A 23,831-nucleotide genomic window follows, 5' to 3' on the forward strand; every position below is an offset into this window, starting at 1 on the left:
AGAGTGCTCCTTAGATTGATTTCAATGTAAAACCGTCAACGAGATCGAATGCCATGATGCTATTAAGGTGAGCGAGCAAAGCTTCGGGTATTTCGCTCAAACTCTGCTTCTGCTCTAAACATTGCAGCAGTTGAAAAACACCGGTATCGAGTGCGTGGCATAGAGCTTCTCCATTGGCTTGCATCGAGATGACCCCTTGCTGTAATTGATTGATATTGAGCTGTTCAAAGTCTTGGGTTTGCATTGCACGGAATAAATCAAACACGGCGTAGTTGGAGTCAAAGCTGCGGCTGCCGGTACGCAAATGAAACACCAATTGAGGTTGTTGCTCTGCCGTCACTTGAGCCAGTGCAGATAAAGGAATTCGATTTGGCTTTGCGACTTTCTCACTCTGTATTTGTCGAGCTAAGTCCATACTCCATTCAAACTTTGCTACTTCAGGGACGTACGGGGCTTGAGCGATGACCTGACTAAACTGCATAATCGTATCTTGAAAGCCAGCACCATAATGTACAACATTACCTTCAGCTAAGGGGTGAGAAAGGACGTGCTGACGAGCGATTTGCGCGAAGCACTCATCCCCGATTAACGCTTCAACCATTGGGTAGGTCGCCGATAAAACCTCGCTTAAGCTAATGATAAAATGGTTGCGGTAAATCTGGATACGCTCGTTAGCGGTAAACTCGTCACTCACAATGTCGCATTCTTCACCGAGCGCTTGATAATATAGGGCTTTAGCAAATTGACTCTGCAAGGTCGCGAGATTCATGACGCTTTCCTTTTGCTCTTTTGGTCAATTAAATGGTTTTGCTGCAATAGTGAGGATGCTTTTTCTGCTTCGCCAAGGAGGATTTCTGGTGCTGGAATATCCAGATCCCATTCAATCAACGTATGGCGAGGGCCGTGTTTTTGCGTCCAACTGGCGAATAGTTGCCACACTTCATCACTGACGGGACGGCTGTGAGTATCAATCCAGATCGCACCGTTATCCCATTGTTTAATCGTAAAACCTGCCAAATGGATCTCGTCGACTTTGTCGGCTGGAATCGCATCTAGGTATGTGTCGCAATCAAAACCGTGATTGAAGGCGGAAACATATACGTTATTTAAGTCGAGCAATAAACGACAGTCGGTGCGCTTTTGTACTTCGGTAAGAAAGTCCCATTCACTGATGGTTGAATGGTGAAACTGCACATAACTAGATGGGTTCTCAATGAGGATTTCACGTTGTAGATGTTCTTGCACTTCAAGCACGTTGCGAGTGAAGACTTGCAGCGCTTCTTCCGTGTAAGGCAAGGGAAGTAGATCATTGAAGTAGTGACCACTATTTTCACTCCAGCTTAAATGGTCAGAGACGAAGAGCGGATCCATTGTATTTATCAATGCTTTTAGTTGCGCTAAATGTTTCGGATTCACACGTTCCACCGAGCCCAGCGATAAACCAATACCGTGGCAACTGATTTGGTAATGCTCGCGCAGTGCTTGCAGTTGATGATGCTCTGCTGAGTTGGGTTGAAAGTAGTTCTCGCTGTGGACTTCTAACCACGACAACTCAGGTTTATGTTGGCTAAAATAATCGAGATGAGGGGAGCGTAATCCGACGCCAGCAAGAGGATGGAAAGAGTGATGTTTCACGTGAAACTCCTTTTCTGGTTGGCGAGTAACTGGGGGCATTGGTTAAAGTGCAACGCGCCCCACAGAAACTTGTGACGTTGAGTTATGATTCGCTGGTGCTACCGCCAGCCAATTTGTCACACAATCCTTTAGGAACGACAACAAAGGCATCTTTTTGGTGGTCTTCTTTCGAGGTACCCGCGCAAGAGCTGTTTTTCGTTGCGCAGTCATTCTTACCGGCCTTCGCTACGCCATAACACTTTTCTTTTTCTGCTGCGACAGCAGGGGCTGCGGTGAGCATGCTGCCACCAAGCGCGAGAAGGCCAGTAACAGCCGCAGTAACTGCAAGATTCGACTTTTTCATAACAATTTCCTCTGAATGATTTCCTTTAATTTCCGGTAAGCAAGCCAATCTTTGTGTTGATGTACAATATTTATCCACTTGCTTAGAATAAAAGATAGACACAGCAAGGGAAAACTTTCATTGGAATTGATGGTGTGAATGGTTTTTGGGGGTGCGAATCGAGATAACCAGTTGAATGTCAGTTCAAAAAAACAACGAATTTTTTATCAATTTTTGTCTAAACAGCACCCAGTTGTTTAGGTTATAATCGGTTTTTATGTATAAAAAACCAGTAGCTCATCATGATGGATCCATCTCTATTACTCGACGGCTTGAACGATAAACAGCGTGAAGCCGTCGCAGCTCCTCTAGAAAACTTACTCGTCCTTGCTGGTGCAGGGAGCGGTAAGACTCGCGTTCTTGTTCACCGTATCGCTTGGCTAATGTCAGTCGAGCAAGCTTCTCCGTTCTCGATCATGTCCGTCACCTTTACTAATAAAGCCGCCGCAGAGATGCGTGGTCGTATTGAAGAATTGATGATGGGTAGTGCATCTGGCATGTGGAATGGCACCTTCCACGGTATTTGTCACCGCATTTTGCGTGCGCACTATCTTGATGCCAAGCTACCGGAAGACTTTCAAATTATCGACAGTGATGATCAGCAACGCTTGTTGAAGCGCCTGATAAAAGCGCAAAACTTAGATGAGAAGCAATGGCCTGCACGTCAGGTTGCTTGGTGGATCAATGGTAAGAAGGACGAAGGATTACGCCCATCGCATATCGACGCCTACCACGACCCCGTGACCAAAACGAACCTACAGCTGTACACTGCTTACCAAGAGGCGTGTGATCGTGCGGGCTTAGTCGACTTTGCGGAGATTCTTCTACGTGCACACGAACTACTGCGCGATAATAAATTTGTCCGTGAGCATTACCAAGCGCGTTTTAAGCACATTTTGGTCGATGAGTTCCAAGACACCAATAACATCCAGTACGCTTGGCTGCGCATGATGGCTGGCCCTGATTGTCACGTGATGATCGTGGGGGATGACGATCAGTCGATTTATGGCTGGCGTGGTGCAAAAGTGGAGAATATTGAGAAGTTCACGCTGGAGTTTCCGAGCGTCAATACTATTCGTCTGGAGCAAAACTACCGTTCCACAAAGACGATTCTCGAAGCTTCAAACACCTTGATTGCCAATAATACTGAACGCATGGGCAAAGAGCTTTGGACTGATGGCCTCGAGGGGGAGCCTATCTCGGTTTACAGTGCTTACAATGAACTGGATGAAGCCCGTTTTTCGGTAAACAAAATCAAAGAGTGGCAGGAGAACGGCGGAGCTTTGAGTGAGGCCGCGATGTTGTATCGTAATAACGCACAATCTCGTGTTCTTGAAGAAGCGTTAATTCAGGCGGGGTTGCCATACCGTATTTATGGCGGTATGCGATTCTTCGAACGGTTGGAAATTCGAGATGCACTGAGTTACCTGCGTTTGATCGGTAACCGAAATGATGATGCGGCTTTTGAGCGTGTGGTGAATACCCCGACACGTGGTTTGGGGGACAAAACGTTGGAAACCATTCGTCGTGCGGCGCGCGATCGTGGCTGCACGATGTGGGAAGCTTGTGTGGCGATGCTTGATGAGCAAGTGCTATCAGGCCGTGCTGCAGGGGCGTTAAGTCGTTTTATTGAGTTAATTACGGCACTGGAAGATGATACGCTCGAAATGCCATTGCACGAGCAAACTGACCATGTCATTAAGTATTCAGGTTTGTTTGCGATGTACGAGCAAGAGAAAGGCGAAAAGTCTAAAGCGCGTATTGAAAACTTGGAAGAATTGGTGACGGCAACGCGTCAATTTGAGAAACCAGAAGAAGCGGAAGAGATGTCAATGCTGACGGCTTTCTTAACCCATGCGGCACTGGAGGCGGGGGAAGGCCAAGCAGACGAATTCGAGGACGCGGTTCAGTTAATGACATTGCACAGCGCGAAAGGTCTGGAATTCCCGTTGGTGTTTATGGTGGGTGTGGAAGAGGGCATGTTCCCAAGCCAGATGTCGGCTGAAGAGGCAGGGCGCCTAGAAGAAGAGCGCCGCCTTTGCTACGTAGGCATCACGCGTGCAATGCAAAAACTGTACATCACTTACGCAGAGATGCGCCGTCTGTATGGTCAGGATAAGTACCACAAACCGTCACGTTTTATTCGTGAATTGCCAGAAACGTGTTTGGATGAAGTTCGAATGAAGGCGCAAGTCAGCCGACCTTCGACCACTGGTCGATTTAGCCAGACTGCAGTCAAAGAAAACTTTAATGAAACGGGCTTTGCCTTGGGGGCTCGGGTGATGCATCCAAAGTTTGGTGAGGGGACGATCATCAACTTTGAAGGCAGTGGGCCACAAAGCCGAGTACAGATTGCGTTCAATGGTGAAGGTATTAAGTGGTTAGTGACTGCTTATGCGAGACTTGAAAGGTTGTGAGTTCTTTATTGTTTTTAAGTTGTTGATTTTTATTGTTTAAAATAAAAAAAAGGAGCTGCTTTGGCAGCTCTTGTGGTCTCTGAGTAGGATAGGCTTCAGTTGCGACGCAGACAAAGAAAAACCCCGAGGGCTTGCGCCCATCGGGGTTGTGGTCTTACTTGCAGCAATCCAGCTACTCAAAGTGCTCCTTGCATCAAATCCTTGATAGCGTGCTGTATTCCTTCAGCTTAATCCTTTCATCGCCATCCTAGCGGTGTCCTTGACCTTATCCTGGTCTGCTAACCATCCTCGTTAGCTATCATCACTTGTTCCCTGAGCGGTGTCCATGACATCATCCTGATGTTCAGTCCTTGCCTCGTCCAGAGGTGTCCATTGCCGTCCTTAGTAGCAACCATCCTAGTCACTATTGATTCCGTTCAATGTCCTATTTTGCAATCCATGCCCGACTATTCATCCTGAATAACCGTTTCTTCTTCCTGAAGTTCACCAAGTCCGTGGTGTTTCCTGTTCCGTGTCAGCATCCTTCCGACACGATTAATATTACGCGTTTCACGATGCCCAACAACGGTCACAACTCACATTTTGCTAAATCTCATATGTTTAAAAAAGATACATATCCTTTTTATTCAAAGTCTTATGTTTATTTTTGTTCTCTTTTACCTATAAAGAAAGAGAGGTTGGCTTACCCCCTTGTGAGATATCTCGCACAAGGGGGCGAGCAAAACAGGCCTATTTGCCGATCGCTGCTCCTTCTCGACGAGGATCAGCGGCACCTTCTAGCCCATCTTTGGTGATTCGAATCGCGTGCAACCCCGAGTTGAGATCGCGAATATTGGTTTTCAAGCCAAGCTTATCCAACTCAGGCTGCAAGCGCTCTGCGGCGGTACCTTGCTCAATATCTAAGGTACCAAAACGGTCGAGTAATCGTGGTTGATTGATCGCTTGTTGAATGTCCATATCCCATTGCGTATGGGCAATGATTGTTTGAGCCACGTAACCAATAATGCGACTGCCACCCGGAGAGCCTATCGCCATGTAAGGTTTGTTATCTTTCATCATAATGGTCGGGGCCATTGAAGAACGTGGACGCTTGCCTGGTTCTATGCGGTTGGCGATTGGGATTCCGTCATTATGAGTACGGAAAGAAAAATCAGTCAGTTCATTATTAAGTAAGAAACCACGCACCATTAAACGCGAACCAAAGGCGTTCTCAATGGTGGTGGTCATTGACACCACATTGCCTTGCTTATCGACGATATTGAAATGGCTGGTGGAAGGAAGCTCAATGGACTCGTCCATGCTTAAATTCATAGCGTGCGACCACGGCGGGTTACCCGCTTCAACCTTGCTTAGTGCTTTACCGACTTGGATGAGCTCTGCTCGCTGTTGGAGGTAGCTTTTGTCGAGCAAGCCTTGCGTTGGCATCGGCACGTAATCTTGGTCTGCCATGTATTTACCACGGTCAGCAAACGCCAGACGTGATGCATCGGCAAGTACTTGCCAAGATTTAATGCTGTTAGCCCCCCAGCCTTTGAGATCGTACTGTTCAGTGATCGCCAAAATCTGGCCAATAGTGAGCGCGCCAGAGCTTGGTGGTCCCATGCCGCAAATGTCATAGCTTTGGTATGCCACACAAACCGCCTCACGTTGTTTGATTTGGTAGGTATCAAAGTCGGGTTGGGCTAATACGCCGGGGTTGCCCGGCGCGTTTTGTACCGTCTCGATAATGTCTTTGGCGATATCACCCTGATAGAAGGCTTGGGTGCCTTGTTTAGCAATCGCACTCAGCGTTTGCGCGTATTCAGGGTTTTTTAATAGTGTCCCTGCGGTTTTTGGTGAACCATCCGAGTTAAAGAAATAGGCTTTCGTGACTGGAAAGCGTGATAAACGCTCGGCGTCTTTTTCTATCAAACTTGCTAGGCGAGGACTGACTTTGAATCCTTGCTCCGCAAGCGAGATAACCGGCTGAATGATCTTTTTCCATTCCAACTTGCCGTATTTCTGGTGGGTATCCCACAATAGTTTCACGGTGCCTGGTGTTGCGACAGAGCGTCCACCAACCACGGCATCGTAGAACTGCAGTGGCTGCCCTTTATCATCTAAAAATAGTTTTGGCGTTGCGGCGAGGGGGGCGGTTTCACGCCCGTCGTAAGTGGTCAGTTTTTGTTTTTCGCTATCCCAATACACTAAGAATGCACCGCCGCCAATACCTGACGACTGAGGCTCGACTAAGCCAAGCATCAATTGCACCGCGACCATGGCATCTATCGCGTTTCCGCCTTGCTCAAGCACGTTTGCACCCGCTTGGGTCGCCAGTGGGTTTGCAGCGGTAACCATATAATCTTTAGCTTTGACCAGTTGCTTTTGCTCAATGCCAGTGCTGTGCTCTGGTGCGACAGAATCTGCAGCTTGGTTAGCGAAGGCTTGTCCAGTGAAGGTGAAAGGGAAAGTAAGAAAAAGACCCGAGAGTACGAGTCGGTTAAACGTCCATTGCATGATGACTCTCCATGTTGCCAACTAAGGTTATTCAGCTTGGCAGCCATGGAGATAGTCGTCGAGTTTCTGATTGAAGAAATGTCGAGTGTACAGCCTATAAAATCAGTATGCTATTCGATAAAAGCACGAACAGTGTGAAGTAAAATGCTACCGCCAACTAAAGTAAAGACCACACCACATAAGCCATCAATGTAGATGCCAGCTTGCTGCAATCTTGTTTGCAAGCGCTGCGTTGACAGCATCCATGCAAGGCTGGAGAACCAGAACAGCGACAAACCAAACAAAATCACCAGAGCAATCCCTTTGCCTGTCACGGACATGTCCGCTGGGACGAGGCTTGACATTAAACTCACAAAAAAAACTAAGGCTTTGGGGTTGAGAATATTGGTGGCGAACCCTTTGGTAAACGCCTGACGTTTATTACTGATCACAAGGTTATTGGTGTTGCTCGGTTGATCAGAAAGTGGATTTTTGATCATCGCGATCACACTGCGCAGTGCACCGATACCCAGATACAGCAGATAACTACCCCCAAGCAATTGTAAGATGGAGTAGAGCACCGGGTGCTGGTGAACCAAATAGCTCACTCCGGTTAGGCTGAATAAAGAATGCAGCAAAATACCAACAGACAACCCCAGCGCGATGTACAAGCCAGTTTGACGGCCGTGACGGGTCGCATTTTGTACCACAAGCGCAAAGTCGGGACCCGGGCTCATCAAAGCGATAAAGTGAATGCTGGCGAGCGTCAACAGGATAGTCGATTCATTCATAACACATCTCAAAACATAGTGGATATGAGCTATTGTCGTGATTCTTATTCGGTAGTGCTTGTAAAAAACTAGCAGTACTGAATACCACAGCGTATGAGATATTAGCGTGCCACTTGTGAAGGCGAGACGCCATAGGTTTGTTTAAACGCTTTACTAAAGTGGGCCTGATCATAAAAACCCACTTGATAGGCGACGTCCGTACCACACCATCCTGCTTGGAGTAGTTTCATTCCTTGCTCTAATCGCAAGCGAGCAAACCAAGCGTAGGGAGTCATCCCCGTTTGCGCTTTGAAATGGCGTTGAAATTGCGTGGGGCTCAGTTGGCAGAGCTCTGATAGGGCATCTAAGCGAACCGTTTGGTCGAGATTCGCCATTAAGTAATCTTTTAAGGTATGTAAAGACTGTTTCCCAAGAGGGACCACTTTTTGCCTCGCGAGTGATCCGTAGCGATCAAAAAGTTGATTAAATCCTTCAAAAGGAAGGCAATCTTTGGTGAGTTGGCTGAGGTTATCGCGGCGAAGAAGAGCATGTAAGTTACTAAGTTGTGAAAATATCTGTGGATCGGAGATGATCAATTCATTAAAGCGGATTATTTGACCATTTTGACTAAGATCGGCAAGATCGCTGAGTAGGTGCGGCTCGATCGCAAATACATTCACTTCATAGCCACTTTCGAGCTTAGAGTGCCCGTCGTGCAGTTCATCTGGCGGCATAATTACGATTTGCCCATGACCCACTTGATGGCTACAGCCTTGATATTGGAACTTTTGCGTGCCATGCGTGATTAGACCGAGGTGAAAGTCCAGATGATAGTGCCTTTGAAAAGCAAACTTCTGGTATTTCGCCTCGATCAGGCTCAGCTGATCATGGTCGGTTGCGTAGTATTGAATCTGTTCCATTACATACAAAAAAAGCTTGGTCACATTGTGACCAAGCTTATCTGGCAATTTCTAATTTGTCTTGTAAAAAACGATCACTGTGGCTGAACGATTCGGCGTGAGCGACGGTTGTTACGCAGTCCATCAAAGCTAAACACGACTAACGCGCTCCAAATAAAGGCGAAGGTGATGGCTTTATCCATGGTAAAGGATTCACCATAAATCAGTACTGCGAGCAAGAACATCAAACTTGGGGCGATGTACTGGAAAAAGCCCAGAGTAGATAACTTAAGCTTTGTTGCTGCGCCAGTGAAGCAAAGTAAAGGCAGCGTAGTAATGATGCCTGCCGCAACCAACGAGCTGTTCAAATGGAGTGGGTTGCTTAGCATGTTCGAAGTTGGTGTCTCGGCAAAAAAGAGCAGGTAAACCGCAGCTATTGGCAACAGTAGTAAGGTTTCGATAAATAACCCTGTTTTAGCGTCAACGCTGACTTTTTTGCGCAACAGACCATAAAGTCCAAAGCTCATTGCCAGCGCAATCGCCACGAGGGGTACGGATCCAAATACAATCAGCTGGACCAACACGCCACAGGCCGCCAGTACGACAGCAAGCCATTGCAGCTTACGTAGTCGCTCTTCGAGGAAGACCATTCCAAGCAATACGTTGAGTAGTGGGTTGATGTAATAACCCAAGCTGGCATCGAGCATATGGTTGGAGTTGACCGCCCAGATAAAAATGAGCCAGTTACCACCTATCAGCACTGAGCTACAGAGGAGGTAAGCGATTTTCGTTTTGTCTTTGACAATGTGGTAAGCCGAGCGCCAATGACGACCAAAATGGAGAAGGGCGGCGAGCAAAAAGAAAGACCAAATCACACGATGACTCAAGATCTCTAAAGGAGACACTTGTGCGATGGACTTAAAGTACATTGGCGCGATGCCCCACATGGTGTAAGCCCCAATAGCAAGCAGAGTGCCTTGCCGTGCACGTTGTTGTTCTGGTGTCATGAATTGTCACCTAATTGTGTGTTTATAGAGCAGAAAAGGAGTATACGAGCCGCACTGGGAAACACCTAGTAATTTGCGGTTTTATTCGCCACGAAACCCCATTACAATGTGCCCTCACTTTGTGTGCCGGTGGCATGCAAAAGCATTTCTATAATCACTCAATCTGAGATTATCCATGACCTCGACCTTGTTAGCCGAACCATCAGATATCCCTGTAACGCCCCGACGTGTGTTGGAGGAAGTGTTCGGTTATCAGACCTTTCGTGACGGCCAACAAGAAGTCATTGACGCGGCTATCGAAGGCAAGGACAGCTTAGTCATCATGCCAACGGGAGGCGGTAAGTCTCTCTGTTACCAAATTCCTGCTTTGGTGCTACCTGGGATCACCTTGGTCATCTCACCGTTAATTTCGCTGATGAAAGACCAAGTTGATCAGCTCAAAGCGAACGGTGTGGCGGCGGAGTGTGTCAACTCGACGATGAGCAGAGAGGAGCTGTTAAGTGTGTATAACCGTATGCATTCTGGGCAGCTTAAATTGGTGTATGTCTCACCTGAACGTGTCTTAATGCGTGACTTTATCGAGCGTTTAGAGAACCTTGCGTTGTCGATGATTGCGGTGGATGAAGCGCACTGCATTTCACAATGGGGACACGATTTTCGTCCAGAATACGCGGCATTGGGTCAGCTGAAACAGAATTTCTCACATGTGCCATTCATGGCGTTAACGGCAACGGCGGATGACGCGACGCGTCGAGATATCCTAGAGCGCTTACGTTTGCATGAGCCTCAGATTTATTTGGGCAGTTTTGATCGCCCCAATATCCGCTATACCTTGGTTGAAAAACATAAACCGGTTTCGCAAATCATTCGCTACCTTGCCACCCAAAAAGGGAGCTGCGGTATTATCTATTGTGGTAGCCGAAAGAAAGTCGAAATGGTGACCGAGAAATTATGTAATAACCATATACGTGCAGCAGGTTATCACGCGGGAATGGAGACAGATGAACGTGCGTATGTTCAGGAAGCGTTCCAGCGTGACGATATTCAAATTGTGGTGGCGACCGTCGCTTTTGGCATGGGGATCAATAAACCAAACGTACGTTTTGTGGTGCACTTTGATATCCCACGCAATATCGAATCCTACTATCAGGAGACAGGCCGAGCAGGGCGAGATGGTTTGCCAGCCGAAGCAATGATGTTGTACGACCCAGCCGATATCAGTTGGTTGCGCCGCATGTTAGATGAAAAAAACGAAGGTCCGCAAAAGCAGGTAGAAAGCCACAAACTGCAAGCCATGAGCGCCTTTGCCGAAGCGCAAACTTGTCGTCGCCAAGTGTTACTCAATTACTTTGGCGAGTATCGCGAGAAGCCTTGTGGTAATTGCGATATCTGCCTTGATCCACCAAAACATTTTAATGCGACCGAAGAAGCACGCAAGGCATTGTCTTGTGTTTATCGCGTTAACCAAAGCTTTGGTATGACCTATGTGGTCGAAGTGTTGCGTGGTATGCATAACATTCGCGTACGTGAGCATGGCCACGATAAAATTTCGACCTACGGTATTGGTCGCGATCATAGTCATGATTATTGGGTCAGTATTTTCCGTCAACTGATTCATAAAGGGTTACTGTTTCAAAACATAACCCGTAACTCGACGTTGCAATTGACGGAAGAAGCACGTCCGTTATTGCGTGGCGATGTGGCGTTAGAGCTCGCGGTGCCGCGTCTCGATACGGCTGCAAGGGCGGCGAAGTCGGATAAACTCACCAGCAAGAATTACGATAAAAAACTGTTTGCTAAACTACGTAAGCTGCGTAAATCGATTGCTGATGAAGATGGCTTACCACCGTATGTCGTGTTCAGTGATGCGACGTTGATTGATATGGCAGAAATATTGCCGACGTCATACGGTGAAATGCTTGCGGTCAGCGGCGTGGGTCAACGTAAGTTAGAGAAATATGCCGATCCATTCTTAGATCTGGTTCAAGAACACATTACCCACCAAGGATAAGAGACCAAAATGCAAAAGGAATTTGGCTTAGTAGAATACATAGCCGAAGAAGGGCGCTTAATTATTGCCGCGCCAAGCTTCGATCTCGATACGTTTCCGACGTTAGGTGAATATCTCGTTAAGTTACTGTCTGCTTCTGTGGTGGAAAAGCAGTGGGATGCAGATGTTCATTCATGGTTGATTGACTTTGAAGGTTGCCGCTTATTTATGAAAGCGGAGCACTACAGTGAAGCGATTTGGTTTGAAACTCTCACGATTGAAGAGAGTAAGGAAGAGCTTGATTATCTCGCCGGATTATTTCAACGCGGGTTCTAAGTTCTACATTGGCAGCGATCTCTTAAGGGGTGTTCCACATGAAACACTCCTTTTTATGCTCAAACGTTTGCGTGAAACAGATGGCTTGCAGAGCAAAGTGGTTAATGTATAATCGCCCACCGCTTTGCTCTGAATGAGCGTAGCCAGCTTATTTTTCATTTACATTGTTGGTAAGAGTCGCTTTGATTAAGCACTCAATTTGGGTTCCCTCGCCCCCAAACCAAACTAAAAAGGTATCGCATGAGTCACTTTACCCCTGCGCAGCAGCGCAACGCCCTTATTTATCTGGTTCTATTCCACCTAGCCATTATTGCATCCAGCAATTATCTCGTTCAGCTACCGTTTACCATTTTTGGCTTGCATACCACTTGGGGAGCATTCACGTTCCCATTTATTTTCTTAGCGACTGATTTAACGGTACGTATTTTCGGTGCACCGTTAGCACGTAAGATTATCTTTTTAGTGATGTTGCCAGCCTTGGCGGTCTCTTACTTTCTCTCGGTCGTCTTTTTCGAAGGTCAATTTCAAGGCTTCAACCACCTCGGAGAATTTAATTTGTTCGTGGCTCGAATTGCGATTGCGAGCTTTATGGCTTACTTGTTTGGGCAAATTCTGGATGTGCACGTGTTTAACCGCTTGCGCCAAATGAAACAATGGTGGATAGCCCCGACATGTTCAACTCTGTTTGGTAACGCACTTGATACTATGGCATTCTTTGCGATTGCCTTCTACCAAAGTCCAGACCCATTTATGGCAGAACACTGGACGGAAATTGCGCTGGTGGATTACGGCTTTAAACTGGTGATCAGTCTTGGTTTGTTTGTGCCGATGTACGGCGTGTTATTGAATTATCTCATTAAAAAGCTGACCGCAGTGAACCCTAACTTTAAAGTCACTACGGCGTCTTAGTGTTAGGTATTGACTAATAACAACAAAGCCGCTTGTTTATAGCGGCTTTGTTGTATTTGAAGGAATGCACAGCGAAGTGAGTATAGAGAACATCGGTACCCAACAGCGACAATAAGAGTCGAAGTGATTAAAAAGGCGCTAAGGAGGCTTTTATTTTGATGGTTATCATTAATCAGCGGTGATCGTTAATGGCCAGCCAATGTCGGTTTGACGGTTGGACTCAATGTCCAACTCAGCCGCTGTCAGTGGGTTTGCGGTGAGCCACTGCGCATCAATGTTTAATGTCAGGTTGTCATCTTTTGCCGTGAGCGTAACGTTAGGTTCCAAGCTTGGGTTGCGACGATGAGTCAACAATACCGCCAGCCGCAACAAACGTAGTACGCGTTTTGCACTGGTACCTGACAGGGCGTGCTGCTCTGGCAACGATGTTAATTGTTCGCGATAACGACGAGTGATCTCGCCAAGAAAGAATTTTTGCGCGCGAGTATAGCCAGGTAAATCGAGGTTCTGGAGTAAGTAAGCGCTGTGCTCACCACCTTTTTTGAAGTCGATAGTTAAACCTATCTCGTGTAACTTGGCCGCGGTTTCCAGAAGAACTCTACCCTGCGGTTCTGTTATCCAGGCATCCCCCCCGGCTTGTTCAAGCAGCTTATGTGCAAGTGCCGCCACTTGTTCACCATATTGGCAATCGAGTTGATAGCGGCTTTGCACACTACTTATAGTACGGACACGGATGTCGTTCTGACGCAGTTCGTCAACCATCTCGTAGACCAAGCCTTCACGCAGAGCGCCACCGGCTAGCGTCATTGTATCGATTTCGAGCAGTTCAAAAATGGCGATCAAAATCGAGAGACCACTTGGGAAGACTAGGGCGCGTTCAAGCGTTAAGCCCTCTATATCTAATTCTTCTAAATGATCGGCGAGCATGGCTTGCTTTTGCAGACGCTTAAGTTTGGCGTGAGTAATCACTTCATCCATACCTTGCACCAGCATTATTTCTTGTAGTGCTTGAACGGTACCAGAGGCACCCACACAAATATCCCAACCTAAGTCTGTATACTGTTCCAGAATAGGCGTGATGGTTTGTTTAGCACCTTGAATCGCTGCATCGAAGTTACGAGCACTCAATTGACGATCTTTAAAAAAGTTTTCCAACCAAGTAACACACCCCATTTTCAAACTGGTTAAGGCTTTGGCTTCGAAACCTTCACCAATGATCAACTCAGTGCTTGCACCACCAATATCGACGACCAAGCGACGGCCACAACCACCAGAAGTGTGGGCGACGCCTTTATAGATAGTGGCCGCTTCTTCTTCTCCAGAGATGACCTCGATTGGCTGGCCAAGGATCTGGTTCGCCTTTTCAAGAAATACATCCACGTTGGTCGCGGTTCGCAATGTTGCCGTCCCGACAATGTGAATGTTTTGCTTAGGAATATCCTGCAATCGTTCTGCAAATAGACTTAAGCAGTCCCATCCTCGCTGCATCGCTTCTAGGCTAAGCGAATTATGTTCATCTAAGCCTGCCGCTAGACGAACTTTGCGCTTAATTTTAGCCATGGTTTGAACGCTGCTATCGATGTGACGCACAACGAGCATGTGAAAGCTGTTCGACCCAAGGTCGATGGCGGCGTATAGCGGCGATGATCCTGCTTGACTCATAAACGACTTCAGTTTCCTTTTATGACTGTTTCGGCGCTGATTGACGCGGTTGGCGTGGGCGACGTCCTTGCGGTTTACGGTTACCTGAACGAGTGCCACCAGTATTGGTCCGACGCTGTTGGTTACGCGGTGCGCGCATACGAATCGGTGCTGGTAGATCTTTGAGCAGGGCTGATGCATCGTACTCTGATACAGGGACAGTGTGTCCAGTGTATTCTTCTATCGCTGGCAAATTAACAGCGTACTCTTCACACGCAAAGCTAATTGAATGACCACTTTCTCCTGCACGACCGGTACGACCGATGCGGTGTACGTAATCTTCACAGTCGTCGGGTAAATCGTAGTTGAATACATGTGTCACTTGTGGAATATGCAGACCACGAGCGGCTACATCGGTAGCAACCAGAATATCGAGGTCACCCTTAGTGAATTGCTCAAGAATTTTTTCACGCTTCTTCTGTGGCACATCACCCGTTAACAAGCCCACACGATGACCATCGGCCGCTAAATGGCCCCAAACGGATTCACATTTGTGTTTTGTGTTAGCAAAAATGATCGCACGATCTGGCCATTCTTCTTCGATTAGAGTTTGAAGTAGTGCCATTTTGTCTTCATTAGACGGGTGGAACAGCTCTTCTTGAATGCGGTGACCAGTTTTTTGTTCTGGCTCGACCACCACGTGCTCAGGAGTGTTCATGTGTTCAAACGCCAGTTCTTGAACGCGGTAAGATAGCGTCGCAGAGAACAGCATGTTCAAACGTTCTTTAGGTTCTGGCATACGACGGAACAAGAAACGGATGTCTTTAATAAAGCCAAGATCGAACATGCGGTCCGCTTCGTCCAAAACAACCACTTGAATGTTATTCAGGTTGAACACGCGCTGTTTATAGAAATCGATGATACGGCCAGTCGTACCGATCAGGATGTCCACACCATCTTGTAGCTTATTCAATTGTTTATCGTAGCTTTCGCCACCGTAAGCTAAAGCGGCTTTTAACCCCGTGCTTTCTATTAATGATTCCGCATCGTTGTAGATCTGAATCGCTAGCTCACGCGTTGGTGCCATAATAATGGCACGCGGTTGCGTTGGTTGACGACCTTCATGCTCTGGAGTGGTCAGAAGGTGGTTGAATGTAGCAGTAAGAAACGCGAGCGTTTTACCAGTGCCCGTTTGGGCCTGGCCTGCGATGTCTTGGCCGGTGAGCAGTACCGGCAACGCCAAAGCTTGGATAGGGGTACAGTATTCGAACCCTTTTTTTTCCAATCCTTCAGTAACTTGGGGCTTTAAGCCCAAATCGGCGAACTTTTGCTCTGTGATATGTGTCTTTTTCATGTCTATAGAATATCAGCTAAAGCTTGCAATACGAAAGTAAATACATTCCAATAGGGCATCTAATTACTGGTTATCATCCAACCAGTTTCGAAAAACACAGTGGAGTGGAAGATGAGTGATAAGATTTTGCAGCTAACTGATGATGGTTTTGAAAACGATGTAATCAACGCTGCAGGCCCAGTTCTTGTGGATTTTTGGGCAGAATGGTGTGGTCCTTGTAAAATGATTGCCCCGATTCTGGATGAAATCGTAGAAGAATACCAAGGCAAGCTCACTATCGGTAAACTAAACATCGACCATAACGCAGGCACTCCGCCTAAGTTTGGTATTCGTGGCATTCCAACGCTACTGTTATTCAAAGACGGTAACGTAGCGGCAACGAAAGTTGGTGCTTTGTCTAAAACTCAGCTTAAAGAGTTTTTGGACGCAAACTTATAATCACTAAGTGATTACAGATAAAAAACCGTGCAACATAACAACGCACGGTTTTGTTTCTCTAACTCTGGACTAGAATACTAATTAGTGCTAATTTATTGCACGTTAATTGAACAAACTCCTCTTCTTGGTCGATCCTGAGACCAAATCCATCTTAACTAGAAAACAGATCTTATTTTGACTAAACAAGAATCCACCACCATGAACCTTACCGAACTGAAGAACAGACCTGTGTCTGACCTTGTAAAGCTGGGCGAGAGCTTAGGTTTAGAGAACCTAGCGCGCTTAAGAAAACAAGACATCATCTTCGCGATATTAAAAGCGCACGCGAAAGGCGGCGAAGACATCTTTGGCGATGGGGTTCTGGAAATTCTGCAAGACGGCTTTGGTTTCCTACGCAGTGCAGATAGCTCATACCTTGCTGGTCCGGACGATATTTACGTATCGCCAAGTCAGATTCGTCGTTTCAACCTACGGACGGGTGACTCAATCGCGGGTAAGATTCGCCCACCAAAAGACGGTGAACGTTACTTTGCCCTCCTTAAAGTCAACACAGTTAACGCCGACAAACCAGACAATGCTCGTAACAAAATTTTATTTGAGAACTTAACCCCTCTGCACGCCAATGAGCGTATGGTTATGGAGCGTGGTAATGGTTCTACAGAGGACATTACAGCACGTGTATTAGATTTGGCATCGCCAATCGGTAAAGGCCAACGTGGCCTGATTGTTGCGCCGCCAAAAGCCGGTAAAACAATGCTGCTGCAAAACATTGCACAAAGCATTGCGTACAATCATCCTGAATGTGAATTGATGGTACTTCTTATCGACGAGCGTCCAGAAGAAGTGACCGAAATGCAACGTCTAGTAAAAGGCGAGGTGATTGCCTCTACGTTCGATGAGCCAGCATCGCGCCACGTACAAGTGGCAGAAATGGTTATCGAAAAAGCGAAACGCTTGGTTGAACACAAGAAAGATGTAGTCATCCTTTTGGACTCTATCACTCGTCTAGCGCGTGCATACAACACCGTAGTACCTTCATCAGGTAAAGTTCTGACGGGTGGTGTCGATGCAAACGCACTACATCGTCCTAAGCGTTTCTTTGGCGCAGCACGTAATGTAGAAGAAGGCGGTAGCTTGACTATCATTGCAACAGCACTGGTTGATACCGGTTCTAAGATGGATGAAGTTATCTACGAAGAGTTCAAGGGCACAGGTAACATGGAACTGCACTTGAATCGTAAGATTGCCGAAAAACGCGTATTTCCTGCGATTGATTTTAACCGCTCAGGCACACGTCGCGAAGAATTACTGACGAAGACGGATGAGCTACAAAAGATGTGGATTCTGCGTAAGATTGTTCACCCAATGAGTGAAACTGACGCCATGGAATTCCTTATCGACAAGCTTGCCATGACGAAGACTAACAATGAGTTCTTTGATGCCATGCGCCGCCAGTAACGACTGAATTCTGATTCCAAAAAGCCACCGTTTACGGTGGCTTTTTTTATTGCTTTCTACCGATAGAAGCATCAGAATGAGAATAAATGTTATCGGGAGGTTAACATGCAACAAGGAATGTTGTCGTCACTACTCCTGAATTTGTCACTGATGACTGTACCAACGGCGCTATCTGCAATGGAAATTCAGCAGTCTGTGGTAGAACAGTGGCTTCAGGATACTCAAATCCAGTCCAAAGTTTCTGAATTGCTCACCTATGCCGCCAGAGATGAAGTTGACTCACTGAAGTTTGCCCTTGATCGGCTTGCTTTGCCTCAACAAGAAGTGGTGCGCTTTCGTTTGCTGAAAAAGCTTGAGAAACAAGATGTCATTCTTACGCCTAGAATGGCACTTTTTGTTGAGTCTCAGATACGCATGACCCCGACTTATCAGGTGTTGAAGCGAGGTGACGGGTATGAGTTTAGTGTGCCAGCTTTTAACTTTCCTGCGATAGCGAGTCGCTTAATTAAGCGTCGGAAGCAAGATCAAAGCACGTTAGATTTTGTCCTACAAGCTGAACGTAAAGAGCTCAACCTTAAACAATGGCTGACGGGATCCTCTCATCAAGTCCAAACGAGAGAAGCTCTATTCATTCGTGAATTAGACAGCTTATCACCACGCGCTTTAGCCGCACTGGCGACTCAACTGACTCAAGCTAATGTCACTAGTTGGCTACCATCAACAGCTGCTATTGTCAGGTTAGCGCAGGTGAGTCAAGATAAAGAGGTATACGATTTACTTTGGCGTATGAAAGCGGACTATAATAGCCAATCGGAGTTAGCGCGCTTATCGAAAGTGGGAGATGCGTTTTCATTGCAACAATTGATGAACTCCACCGTCAATCCAACGCTTAAACCTGATGCTATTCGTCTACTTACTAAATCCAATCCGTTATCTCCCACAGTCAAACAGTTCTTGATAAGCAAAATGGCGCTACCAGAAGAGGCTGCGTTAGTGGCGAGAAAGTTGGCTCAGCAAGGCCATCAGAATTGGTTGGAAGAGTTAATGTCAACCAATCATCAAGTTAAAGCTCGCCAGATTGAACAAGCATTAAAGTAATCTGGCTCACATACCCACACAAAATAGGGGGATCTTTGTCTCCTTCTATTTGTTATACTGCAAACAGTTTAATCAGCCAGTCATGAAGGCCTATGAGTTTTAAGGATTTACGCGAATTTATCGATCACCTAGAACAGACCGGTCGACTTAAACGCATTGCTCACCCTGTCGATCCCGCTTATGAAATGACAGAAATCAGTGACCGCACCTTGCGTGCTGGTGGCCCTGCTTTGTTATTCGAGAACCCGATCGGCTACAACGTCCCCGTTCTGACTAACTTATTTGGTACGCCAGAGCGTGTCGCGATAGGTATGGGACGCGAAGACGTAAAAGAACTGCGCGAAGTTGGTAAACTGCTGGCTTATTTAAAAGAACCTGAACCACCAAAAGGCTTCAAAGACGCTTTGGAAAAACTGCCCGTGTTCAAGCAAGTATTGAATATGCCAGCCAAGCGTCTACGTAAAGCACCATGCCAAGAAATTGTTTGGCAGGGAGAGGAGGTCGATCTGGATAAGATTCCAGTGATGAGCTGCTGGGCGGAAGACGTGGCACCACTATTAACGTGGGGCTTAACCGTGACTAAAGGCCCGAATAAGAAGCGTCAGAACCTAGGTATTTACCGTCAGCAAAAAATTGCGAAGAACAAAATTATCATGCGTTGGCTCGCTCACCGTGGCGGCGCGTTAGATTTACGTGACTGGGTGGAAACCAATCCGGGTAAGCCTTTCCCGGTGTCAGTCGCCTTTGGCGCCGATCCGGCAACCATTCTTGGTGCGGTCACGCCAGTGCCAGATACTCTATCGGAGTATGCTTTTGCAGGCTTGCTACGTGGTAGCAAAACCGAAGTAGTAAAGTCGTTCAGTAACGATTTAGAAGTACCAGCAAGTGCTGAAATCGTAATGGAAGGTTATATTGATCCAACAGAGTTTGCCGATGAAGGTCCATATGGCGATCATACTGGCTACTACAACGAAAAAGAGAAACATCACGTCTTCACTATTACGCATATCACCATGCGTAAAGACCCTATTTATCACAGCACTTACACCGGCCGTCCGCCAGATGAGCCAGCTGTGCTGGGTGTAGCACTGAACGAAGTGTTTGTGCCTATTCTGCAAAAGCAATTTCCTGAGATTGAAGACTTTTATCTACCGCCAGAAGGTTGTTCATATCGAATGGCCGTGGTTACGATGAAGAAGCAGTATCCAGGTCATGCTAAACGAGTGATGATGGGAGTCTGGTCATTCTTACGTCAGTTCATGTACACCAAATTTGTGATTGTGTGCGATAAGTCGGTGAATGCGCGTGATTGGAACGATGTTGTTAAAGCCATGTCAGAGCATATGGATCCGGTGCGAGATACCTTGATGATTGATAACACACCAATTGACTCACTTGATTTCGCCTCACCTGTGGTTGGGCTTGGCTCTAAGATGGGCTTAGATGCGACGATTAAATGGGATGCTGAGCTGGCGACCAGAACTAAGGTAACCGAACGTGATAATAAAGCGATTACCGAAGCGGATCTTGATGCGTTAAAACAGCAACGTCCTGACATCGTCGATATCTACTTACCCACCACAACAAATAATCAATTTGTTGTGGTTACGATGAAGAAAGACCAAGCGGGTCAGTCTCAAGAATTGATGGAATACCTATGGGATTTTTTGACAGGTTACGTAGATAACAAATTCATTATCTTATGCGACGATGACGTCAATGCACGAGATTGGAATGACATCATTTGGGCGGTAACAACTCGAATGGATCCAGATAGAGACACCATCCAAGTACGTGGTAAAACGGAGAATTCATCTAAATTAGGGTTGGATGTGACCAACAAGATTGAATCTGAAGTCACGCGCGAATGGGGAACGCCTATCAAAAAAGATCCTAAACTTGTGGCTAAAGTCGATGAGATTTGGGACCAGTTAGGTATTCTATGAGTCATCAAGTCCACCTTCTACCAATGGACGTTACGTTCCAAGTAAAAGAAGGGGAGACAGTGTTGGAAGCCGCGCTCAACAACAATATTCGCTTCCCGCACCGTTGCCAAGTTGGCGCTTGCGCCACGTGCATGTGTAAAAAGCTAACGGGCGAAGTGAGTTACCACCTCGAACCGATGCTAACCGAAAAAGAGCAACAGCAAGGTTGGATATTCCCTTGCCAAGCCTATACAGAAAGTAATTTAGTGCTTACTTTTGACGAGTAAGCGAGAGGAACACCATGACCATCCAATGTAAAGTAAAGTCTATTCAGCCGTTAGCTTGTAATACTTACCAAATCCTTCTTCACCCAGAATCACCTGTGCCTTTTAAAGCGGGTCAGTACCTAATGGTGGTGATGGGTGAAAAAGACAAACGTCCTTTCTCTATCGCGAGCAGCCCTTGCCGTCATGAAGGTGAACTTGAGCTGCACATTGGTGCGGCGGAGCACAACGCTTACGCCCAAGCAGTTGTCGAAGCAATGCAAACAGCGCTTGAAACTGATGGCCAGATTGAAATTGATGCGCCTCATGGCGACGCATGGGTTCAAGAAGAAAGTGAACGTCCACTATTGCTCATTGCTGGCGGCACCGGTTTTAGCTATGTTCGTTCTATTTTAGATCATTGCGTCGCGCAGAATAAAACTAACTCTATTTATTTATATTGGGGGGCTCGCGACAACTGCCAACTTTACGCAAAAGATGAATTATTCGAAATCACAGAGAAATTTGTTAATGTTCATTTTGTTCCTGTTGTAGAAGAGGCGTCTGTAGATTGGCAAGGTAAAGTTGGTAACGTGCTACAAGCGGTGAGTGAAGACTTCGAAAGCCTAGAAAACTACGATATCTATATTGCGGGTCGTTTTGAAATGGCTGGCGCAGCACGTGAACAGTTCACTCAGAATAAGAAAGCGAAGAGTGAGCGAATGTTCGCAGACGCGTACACATTCATTTAAACTCAGCTTATCAGATCATAAAAGAGGGCGAAAAGCCCTCTTTTATGCATTTTTGATGAAATAATCGTCGAACGATTGTTTTTTGGTTTTTTTCCAAGAAAAGGATTGCGCTCCGAACTCAACTCTCTATAATGTGCATCCACCGAAACGGCAGATGCGATAAAGCTTCAGCATGGTCGGAGAGGTAAAAAGTTCTACGAAAAGTAAATTGAAAAAAGTGTTTGACACTCTCAATTAAATCGCTAGAATTCACCTCCGCTTTGAGAGAGACGCTTCTCGAAAAGCAAGCTCTTTAACAATATAGACCTATCAATCTGTGTGGGCACTCGTTGATGATAATCGAATTAGAAGCTTCGGCTTCAAATATGGTTTCAATGAACTGAGTGACCAATCGAGATTAACTTGTTTAATCTTGGCACAGTCAATTCATTATCGTTCTGTTGGAACGATAATAGCTTTAAAATTACGTTTGTAGTTTTGAAGTCAGTATTCGTTGAGCCGACAAAATCTTAAATTGAAGAGTTTGATCATGGCTCAGATTGAACGCTGGCGGCAGGCCTAACACATGCAAGTCGAGCGGAAACGACAACATTGACCCTTCGGGTAATTTGTTGGGCGTCGAGCGGCGGACGGGTGAGTAATGCCTAGGAAATTGCCCTGATGTGGGGGATAACCATTGGAAACGATGGCTAATACCGCATAATGCCTACGGGCCAAAGAGGGGGACCTTCGGGCCTCTCGCGTCGGGATATGCCTAGGTGGGATTAGCTAGTTGGTGAGGTAAGGGCTCACCAAGGCGACGATCCCTAGCTGGTCTGAGAGGATGATCAGCCACACTGGAACTGAGACACGGTCCAGACTCCTACGGGAGGCAGCAGTGGGGAATATTGCACAATGGGCGCAAGCCTGATGCAGCCATGCCGCGTGTATGAAGAAGGCCTTCGGGTTGTAAAGTACTTTCAGTCGTGAGGAAGGGGATATCGTTAATAGCGGTATTCTTTGACGTTAGCGACAGAAGAAGCACCGGCTAACTCCGTGCCAGCAGCCGCGGTAATACGGAGGGTGCGAGCGTTAATCGGAATTACTGGGCGTAAAGCGCATGCAGGTGGTTTGTTAAGTCAGATGTGAAAGCCCGGGGCTCAACCTCGGAATAGCATTTGAAACTGGCAGACTAGAGTACTGTAGAGGGGGGTAGAATTTCAGGTGTAGCGGTGAAATGCGTAGAGATCTGAAGGAATACCAGTGGCGAAGGCGGCCCCCTGGACAGATACTGACACTCAGATGCGAAAGCGTGGGGAGCAAACAGGATTAGATACCCTGGTAGTCCACGCCGTAAACGATGTCTACTTGGAGGTTGTGGCCTTGAGCCGTGGCTTTCGGAGCTAACGCGTTAAGTAGACCGCCTGGGGAGTACGGTCGCAAGATTAAAACTCAAATGAATTGACGGGGGCCCGCACAAGCGGTGGAGCATGTGGTTTAATTCGATGCAACGCGAAGAACCTTACCTACTCTTGACATCCAGAGAAGCCGGAAGAGATTCTGGTGTGCCTTCGGGAGCTCTGAGACAGGTGCTGCATGGCTGTCGTCAGCTCGTGTTGTGAAATGTTGGGTTAAGTCCCGCAACGAGCGCAACCCTTATCCTTGTTTGCCAGCGAGTAATGTCGGGAACTCCAGGGAGACTGCCGGTGATAAACCGGAGGAAGGTGGGGACGACGTCAAGTCATCATGGCCCTTACGAGTAGGGCTACACACGTGCTACAATGGCGCATACAGAGGGCGGCGAGCCAGCGATGGTGAGCGAATCCCAAAAAGTGCGTCGTAGTCCGGATTGGAGTCTGCAACTCGACTCCATGAAGTCGGAATCGCTAGTAATCGTGGATCAGAATGCCACGGTGAATACGTTCCCGGGCCTTGTACACACCGCCCGTCACACCATGGGAGTGGGCTGCAAAAGAAGTAGGTAGTTTAACCTTCGGGGGGACGCTTACCACTTTGTGGTTCATGACTGGGGTGAAGTCGTAACAAGGTAGCGCTAGGGGAACCTGGCGCTGGATCACCTCCTTATACGAAAGATTATTGCGA

General features: G+C 46.9%; 19 protein-coding genes and 1 rRNA gene. 11 read left to right on the top strand and 9 right to left on the bottom strand.

What is annotated here, in order from left to right; genetic code table 11:
• Positions 1-10: 10 nt before the first annotated feature.
• From ATG66_RS00120 to ATG66_RS00130, 3 genes are all read right to left on the bottom strand, one after another.
• Entirely contained in the window at positions 11-769 is a 759-nt protein-coding gene (locus ATG66_RS00120) for an HvfC/BufC N-terminal domain-containing protein (RefSeq protein WP_098413422.1), read from the bottom strand.
• Positions 766-1,635, bottom strand: a complete 870-nt coding sequence (bufB, locus tag ATG66_RS00125) for an MNIO family bufferin maturase (protein WP_098413423.1) — start codon at positions 1,633-1,635, stop codon at positions 766-768. Before bufB ends, ATG66_RS00120 begins: the two co-directional genes overlap by 4 nt.
• A gap of 82 nt (positions 1,636-1,717) precedes the next feature.
• Complete coding sequence (locus tag ATG66_RS00130; RefSeq protein WP_098413424.1) at positions 1,718-1,978, bottom strand: BufA1 family periplasmic bufferin-type metallophore; 261 nt, start codon at positions 1,976-1,978, stop codon at positions 1,718-1,720.
• A gap of 281 nt (positions 1,979-2,259) precedes the next feature.
• On the opposite strand from ATG66_RS00130, the gene uvrD reads away from it, so the two are divergent.
• Positions 2,260-4,434, top strand: a complete 2,175-nt coding sequence (uvrD, locus tag ATG66_RS00135) for a DNA helicase II (RefSeq protein WP_098413425.1) — start codon at positions 2,260-2,262, stop codon at positions 4,432-4,434.
• Between the two features lie 729 nt (positions 4,435-5,163).
• Here uvrD and ggt read toward each other — a convergent pair.
• The 4 genes from ggt to rarD all read right to left on the bottom strand — a co-directional run bounded on the left by ggt (position 5,164) and on the right by rarD (position 9,585).
• The gene (gene ggt / locus ATG66_RS00140) at positions 5,164-6,930 is read right to left on the bottom strand and encodes a gamma-glutamyltransferase (RefSeq protein WP_098413426.1); all 1,767 of its coding nucleotides are present in this window, start codon (positions 6,928-6,930) and stop codon (positions 5,164-5,166) included.
• 110 nt (positions 6,931-7,040) lie between these two features.
• Entirely contained in the window at positions 7,041-7,700 is a 660-nt protein-coding gene (locus ATG66_RS00145) for a LysE family translocator (RefSeq protein WP_098413427.1), read from the bottom strand.
• 101 nt (positions 7,701-7,801) lie between these two features.
• Positions 7,802-8,599, bottom strand: a complete 798-nt coding sequence (locus ATG66_RS00150; RefSeq protein ID WP_031780599.1) for an AraC family transcriptional regulator — start codon at positions 8,597-8,599, stop codon at positions 7,802-7,804.
• Positions 8,600-8,673: 74 nt separating this feature from the next.
• Positions 8,674-9,585 carry an EamA family transporter RarD gene (rarD, locus tag ATG66_RS00155; RefSeq protein ID WP_098413428.1) on the bottom strand — a complete coding sequence of 304 codons (912 nt, stop codon included), beginning with the start codon at positions 9,583-9,585 and terminating at the stop codon, positions 8,674-8,676.
• A 175-nt stretch (positions 9,586-9,760) separates the two neighbouring features.
• On the opposite strand from rarD, the gene recQ reads away from it, so the two are divergent.
• The 3 genes from recQ to ATG66_RS00170 all read left to right on the top strand — a co-directional run bounded on the left by recQ (position 9,761) and on the right by ATG66_RS00170 (position 12,820).
• Complete coding sequence (gene recQ / locus ATG66_RS00160; RefSeq protein ID WP_098413429.1) at positions 9,761-11,596, top strand: ATP-dependent DNA helicase RecQ; 1,836 nt, start codon at positions 9,761-9,763, stop codon at positions 11,594-11,596.
• A gap of 9 nt (positions 11,597-11,605) precedes the next feature.
• Positions 11,606-11,911, top strand: a complete 306-nt coding sequence (locus ATG66_RS00165; RefSeq protein ID WP_098413430.1) for a DUF3630 family protein — start codon at positions 11,606-11,608, stop codon at positions 11,909-11,911.
• A gap of 240 nt (positions 11,912-12,151) precedes the next feature.
• Positions 12,152-12,820, top strand: a complete 669-nt coding sequence (locus tag ATG66_RS00170) for a 7-cyano-7-deazaguanine/7-aminomethyl-7-deazaguanine transporter (protein WP_098413431.1) — start codon at positions 12,152-12,154, stop codon at positions 12,818-12,820.
• 168 nt (positions 12,821-12,988) lie between these two features.
• Here the strand turns inward: ATG66_RS00170 and gppA are convergent, their stop codons facing one another.
• Entirely contained in the window at positions 12,989-14,482 is a 1,494-nt protein-coding gene (gene gppA / locus ATG66_RS00175; protein WP_098413432.1) for a guanosine-5'-triphosphate,3'-diphosphate diphosphatase, read from the bottom strand.
• 19 nt (positions 14,483-14,501) lie between these two features.
• Positions 14,502-15,815: an ATP-dependent RNA helicase RhlB gene (gene rhlB / locus ATG66_RS00180; RefSeq protein WP_098413433.1), complete on the bottom strand. Its 1,314-nt coding sequence runs from the start codon at positions 15,813-15,815 to the stop codon at positions 14,502-14,504.
• A 111-nt stretch (positions 15,816-15,926) separates the two neighbouring features.
• On the opposite strand from rhlB, the gene trxA reads away from it, so the two are divergent.
• The 7 genes from trxA (at position 15,927) to ATG66_RS00215 (ending at position 23,813) form a co-directional block, all read left to right on the top strand.
• Positions 15,927-16,253: a thioredoxin TrxA gene (gene trxA / locus ATG66_RS00185; protein ID WP_098413434.1), complete on the top strand. Its 327-nt coding sequence runs from the start codon at positions 15,927-15,929 to the stop codon at positions 16,251-16,253.
• Between the two features lie 198 nt (positions 16,254-16,451).
• Positions 16,452-17,711, top strand: a complete 1,260-nt coding sequence (gene rho / locus ATG66_RS00190) for a transcription termination factor Rho (protein WP_098413435.1) — start codon at positions 16,452-16,454, stop codon at positions 17,709-17,711.
• A 105-nt stretch (positions 17,712-17,816) separates the two neighbouring features.
• Positions 17,817-18,809 carry a hypothetical protein gene (locus tag ATG66_RS00195; protein WP_098413436.1) on the top strand — a complete coding sequence of 331 codons (993 nt, stop codon included), beginning with the start codon at positions 17,817-17,819 and terminating at the stop codon, positions 18,807-18,809.
• Between the two features lie 92 nt (positions 18,810-18,901).
• Complete coding sequence (ubiD, locus tag ATG66_RS00200) at positions 18,902-20,755, top strand: 4-hydroxy-3-polyprenylbenzoate decarboxylase (protein ID WP_098413437.1); 1,854 nt, start codon at positions 18,902-18,904, stop codon at positions 20,753-20,755.
• Positions 20,752-21,021, top strand: a complete 270-nt coding sequence (locus ATG66_RS00205) for a 2Fe-2S iron-sulfur cluster-binding protein (RefSeq protein ID WP_098413438.1) — start codon at positions 20,752-20,754, stop codon at positions 21,019-21,021. Before ubiD ends, ATG66_RS00205 begins: the two co-directional genes overlap by 4 nt.
• A 14-nt stretch (positions 21,022-21,035) precedes the next feature.
• A complete protein-coding gene (gene fre / locus ATG66_RS00210) occupies positions 21,036-21,749 on the top strand; it encodes an NAD(P)H-flavin reductase (RefSeq protein ID WP_098413439.1) in 714 nt (237 codons plus the stop codon).
• 511 nt (positions 21,750-22,260) lie between these two features.
• A 16S ribosomal RNA gene (locus ATG66_RS00215) occupies positions 22,261-23,813 on the top strand.
• Positions 23,814-23,831 lie beyond the last annotated feature (18 nt).

Origin of the sequence: Vibrio sp. ES.051 (genome assembly GCF_002563795.1) — a bacterium.
Taxonomy (GTDB): domain Bacteria; phylum Pseudomonadota; class Gammaproteobacteria; order Enterobacterales; family Vibrionaceae; genus Vibrio.

Coding starts and splice junctions, on each gene's coding strand:
- fre (WP_098413439.1), top strand. CDS start 21,036: ATGACCATCCAATGTAAAGTAAAGTCTATTCAGCCGTTAGCTTGTAAT.
- ATG66_RS00150 (WP_031780599.1), bottom strand. CDS start 8,599: ATGGAACAGATTCAATACTACGCAACCGACCATGATCAGCTGAGCCTG.
- gppA (WP_098413432.1), bottom strand. CDS start 14,482: ATGAGTCAAGCAGGATCATCGCCGCTATACGCCGCCATCGACCTTGGG.
- uvrD (WP_098413425.1), top strand. CDS start 2,260: ATGATGGATCCATCTCTATTACTCGACGGCTTGAACGATAAACAGCGT.
- ATG66_RS00165 (WP_098413430.1), top strand. CDS start 11,606: ATGCAAAAGGAATTTGGCTTAGTAGAATACATAGCCGAAGAAGGGCGC.
- ggt (WP_098413426.1), bottom strand. CDS start 6,930: ATGCAATGGACGTTTAACCGACTCGTACTCTCGGGTCTTTTTCTTACT.
- ATG66_RS00130 (WP_098413424.1), bottom strand. CDS start 1,978: ATGAAAAAGTCGAATCTTGCAGTTACTGCGGCTGTTACTGGCCTTCTC.
- ATG66_RS00145 (WP_098413427.1), bottom strand. CDS start 7,700: ATGAATGAATCGACTATCCTGTTGACGCTCGCCAGCATTCACTTTATC.
- trxA (WP_098413434.1), top strand. CDS start 15,927: ATGAGTGATAAGATTTTGCAGCTAACTGATGATGGTTTTGAAAACGAT.
- rho (WP_098413435.1), top strand. CDS start 16,452: ATGAACCTTACCGAACTGAAGAACAGACCTGTGTCTGACCTTGTAAAG.
- rhlB (WP_098413433.1), bottom strand. CDS start 15,815: ATGAAAAAGACACATATCACAGAGCAAAAGTTCGCCGATTTGGGCTTA.
- ATG66_RS00195 (WP_098413436.1), top strand. CDS start 17,817: ATGCAACAAGGAATGTTGTCGTCACTACTCCTGAATTTGTCACTGATG.
- recQ (WP_098413429.1), top strand. CDS start 9,761: ATGACCTCGACCTTGTTAGCCGAACCATCAGATATCCCTGTAACGCCC.
- ATG66_RS00120 (WP_098413422.1), bottom strand. CDS start 769: ATGAATCTCGCGACCTTGCAGAGTCAATTTGCTAAAGCCCTATATTAT.
- rarD (WP_098413428.1), bottom strand. CDS start 9,585: ATGACACCAGAACAACAACGTGCACGGCAAGGCACTCTGCTTGCTATT.
- ATG66_RS00170 (WP_098413431.1), top strand. CDS start 12,152: ATGAGTCACTTTACCCCTGCGCAGCAGCGCAACGCCCTTATTTATCTG.
- ATG66_RS00205 (WP_098413438.1), top strand. CDS start 20,752: ATGAGTCATCAAGTCCACCTTCTACCAATGGACGTTACGTTCCAAGTA.
- ubiD (WP_098413437.1), top strand. CDS start 18,902: ATGAGTTTTAAGGATTTACGCGAATTTATCGATCACCTAGAACAGACC.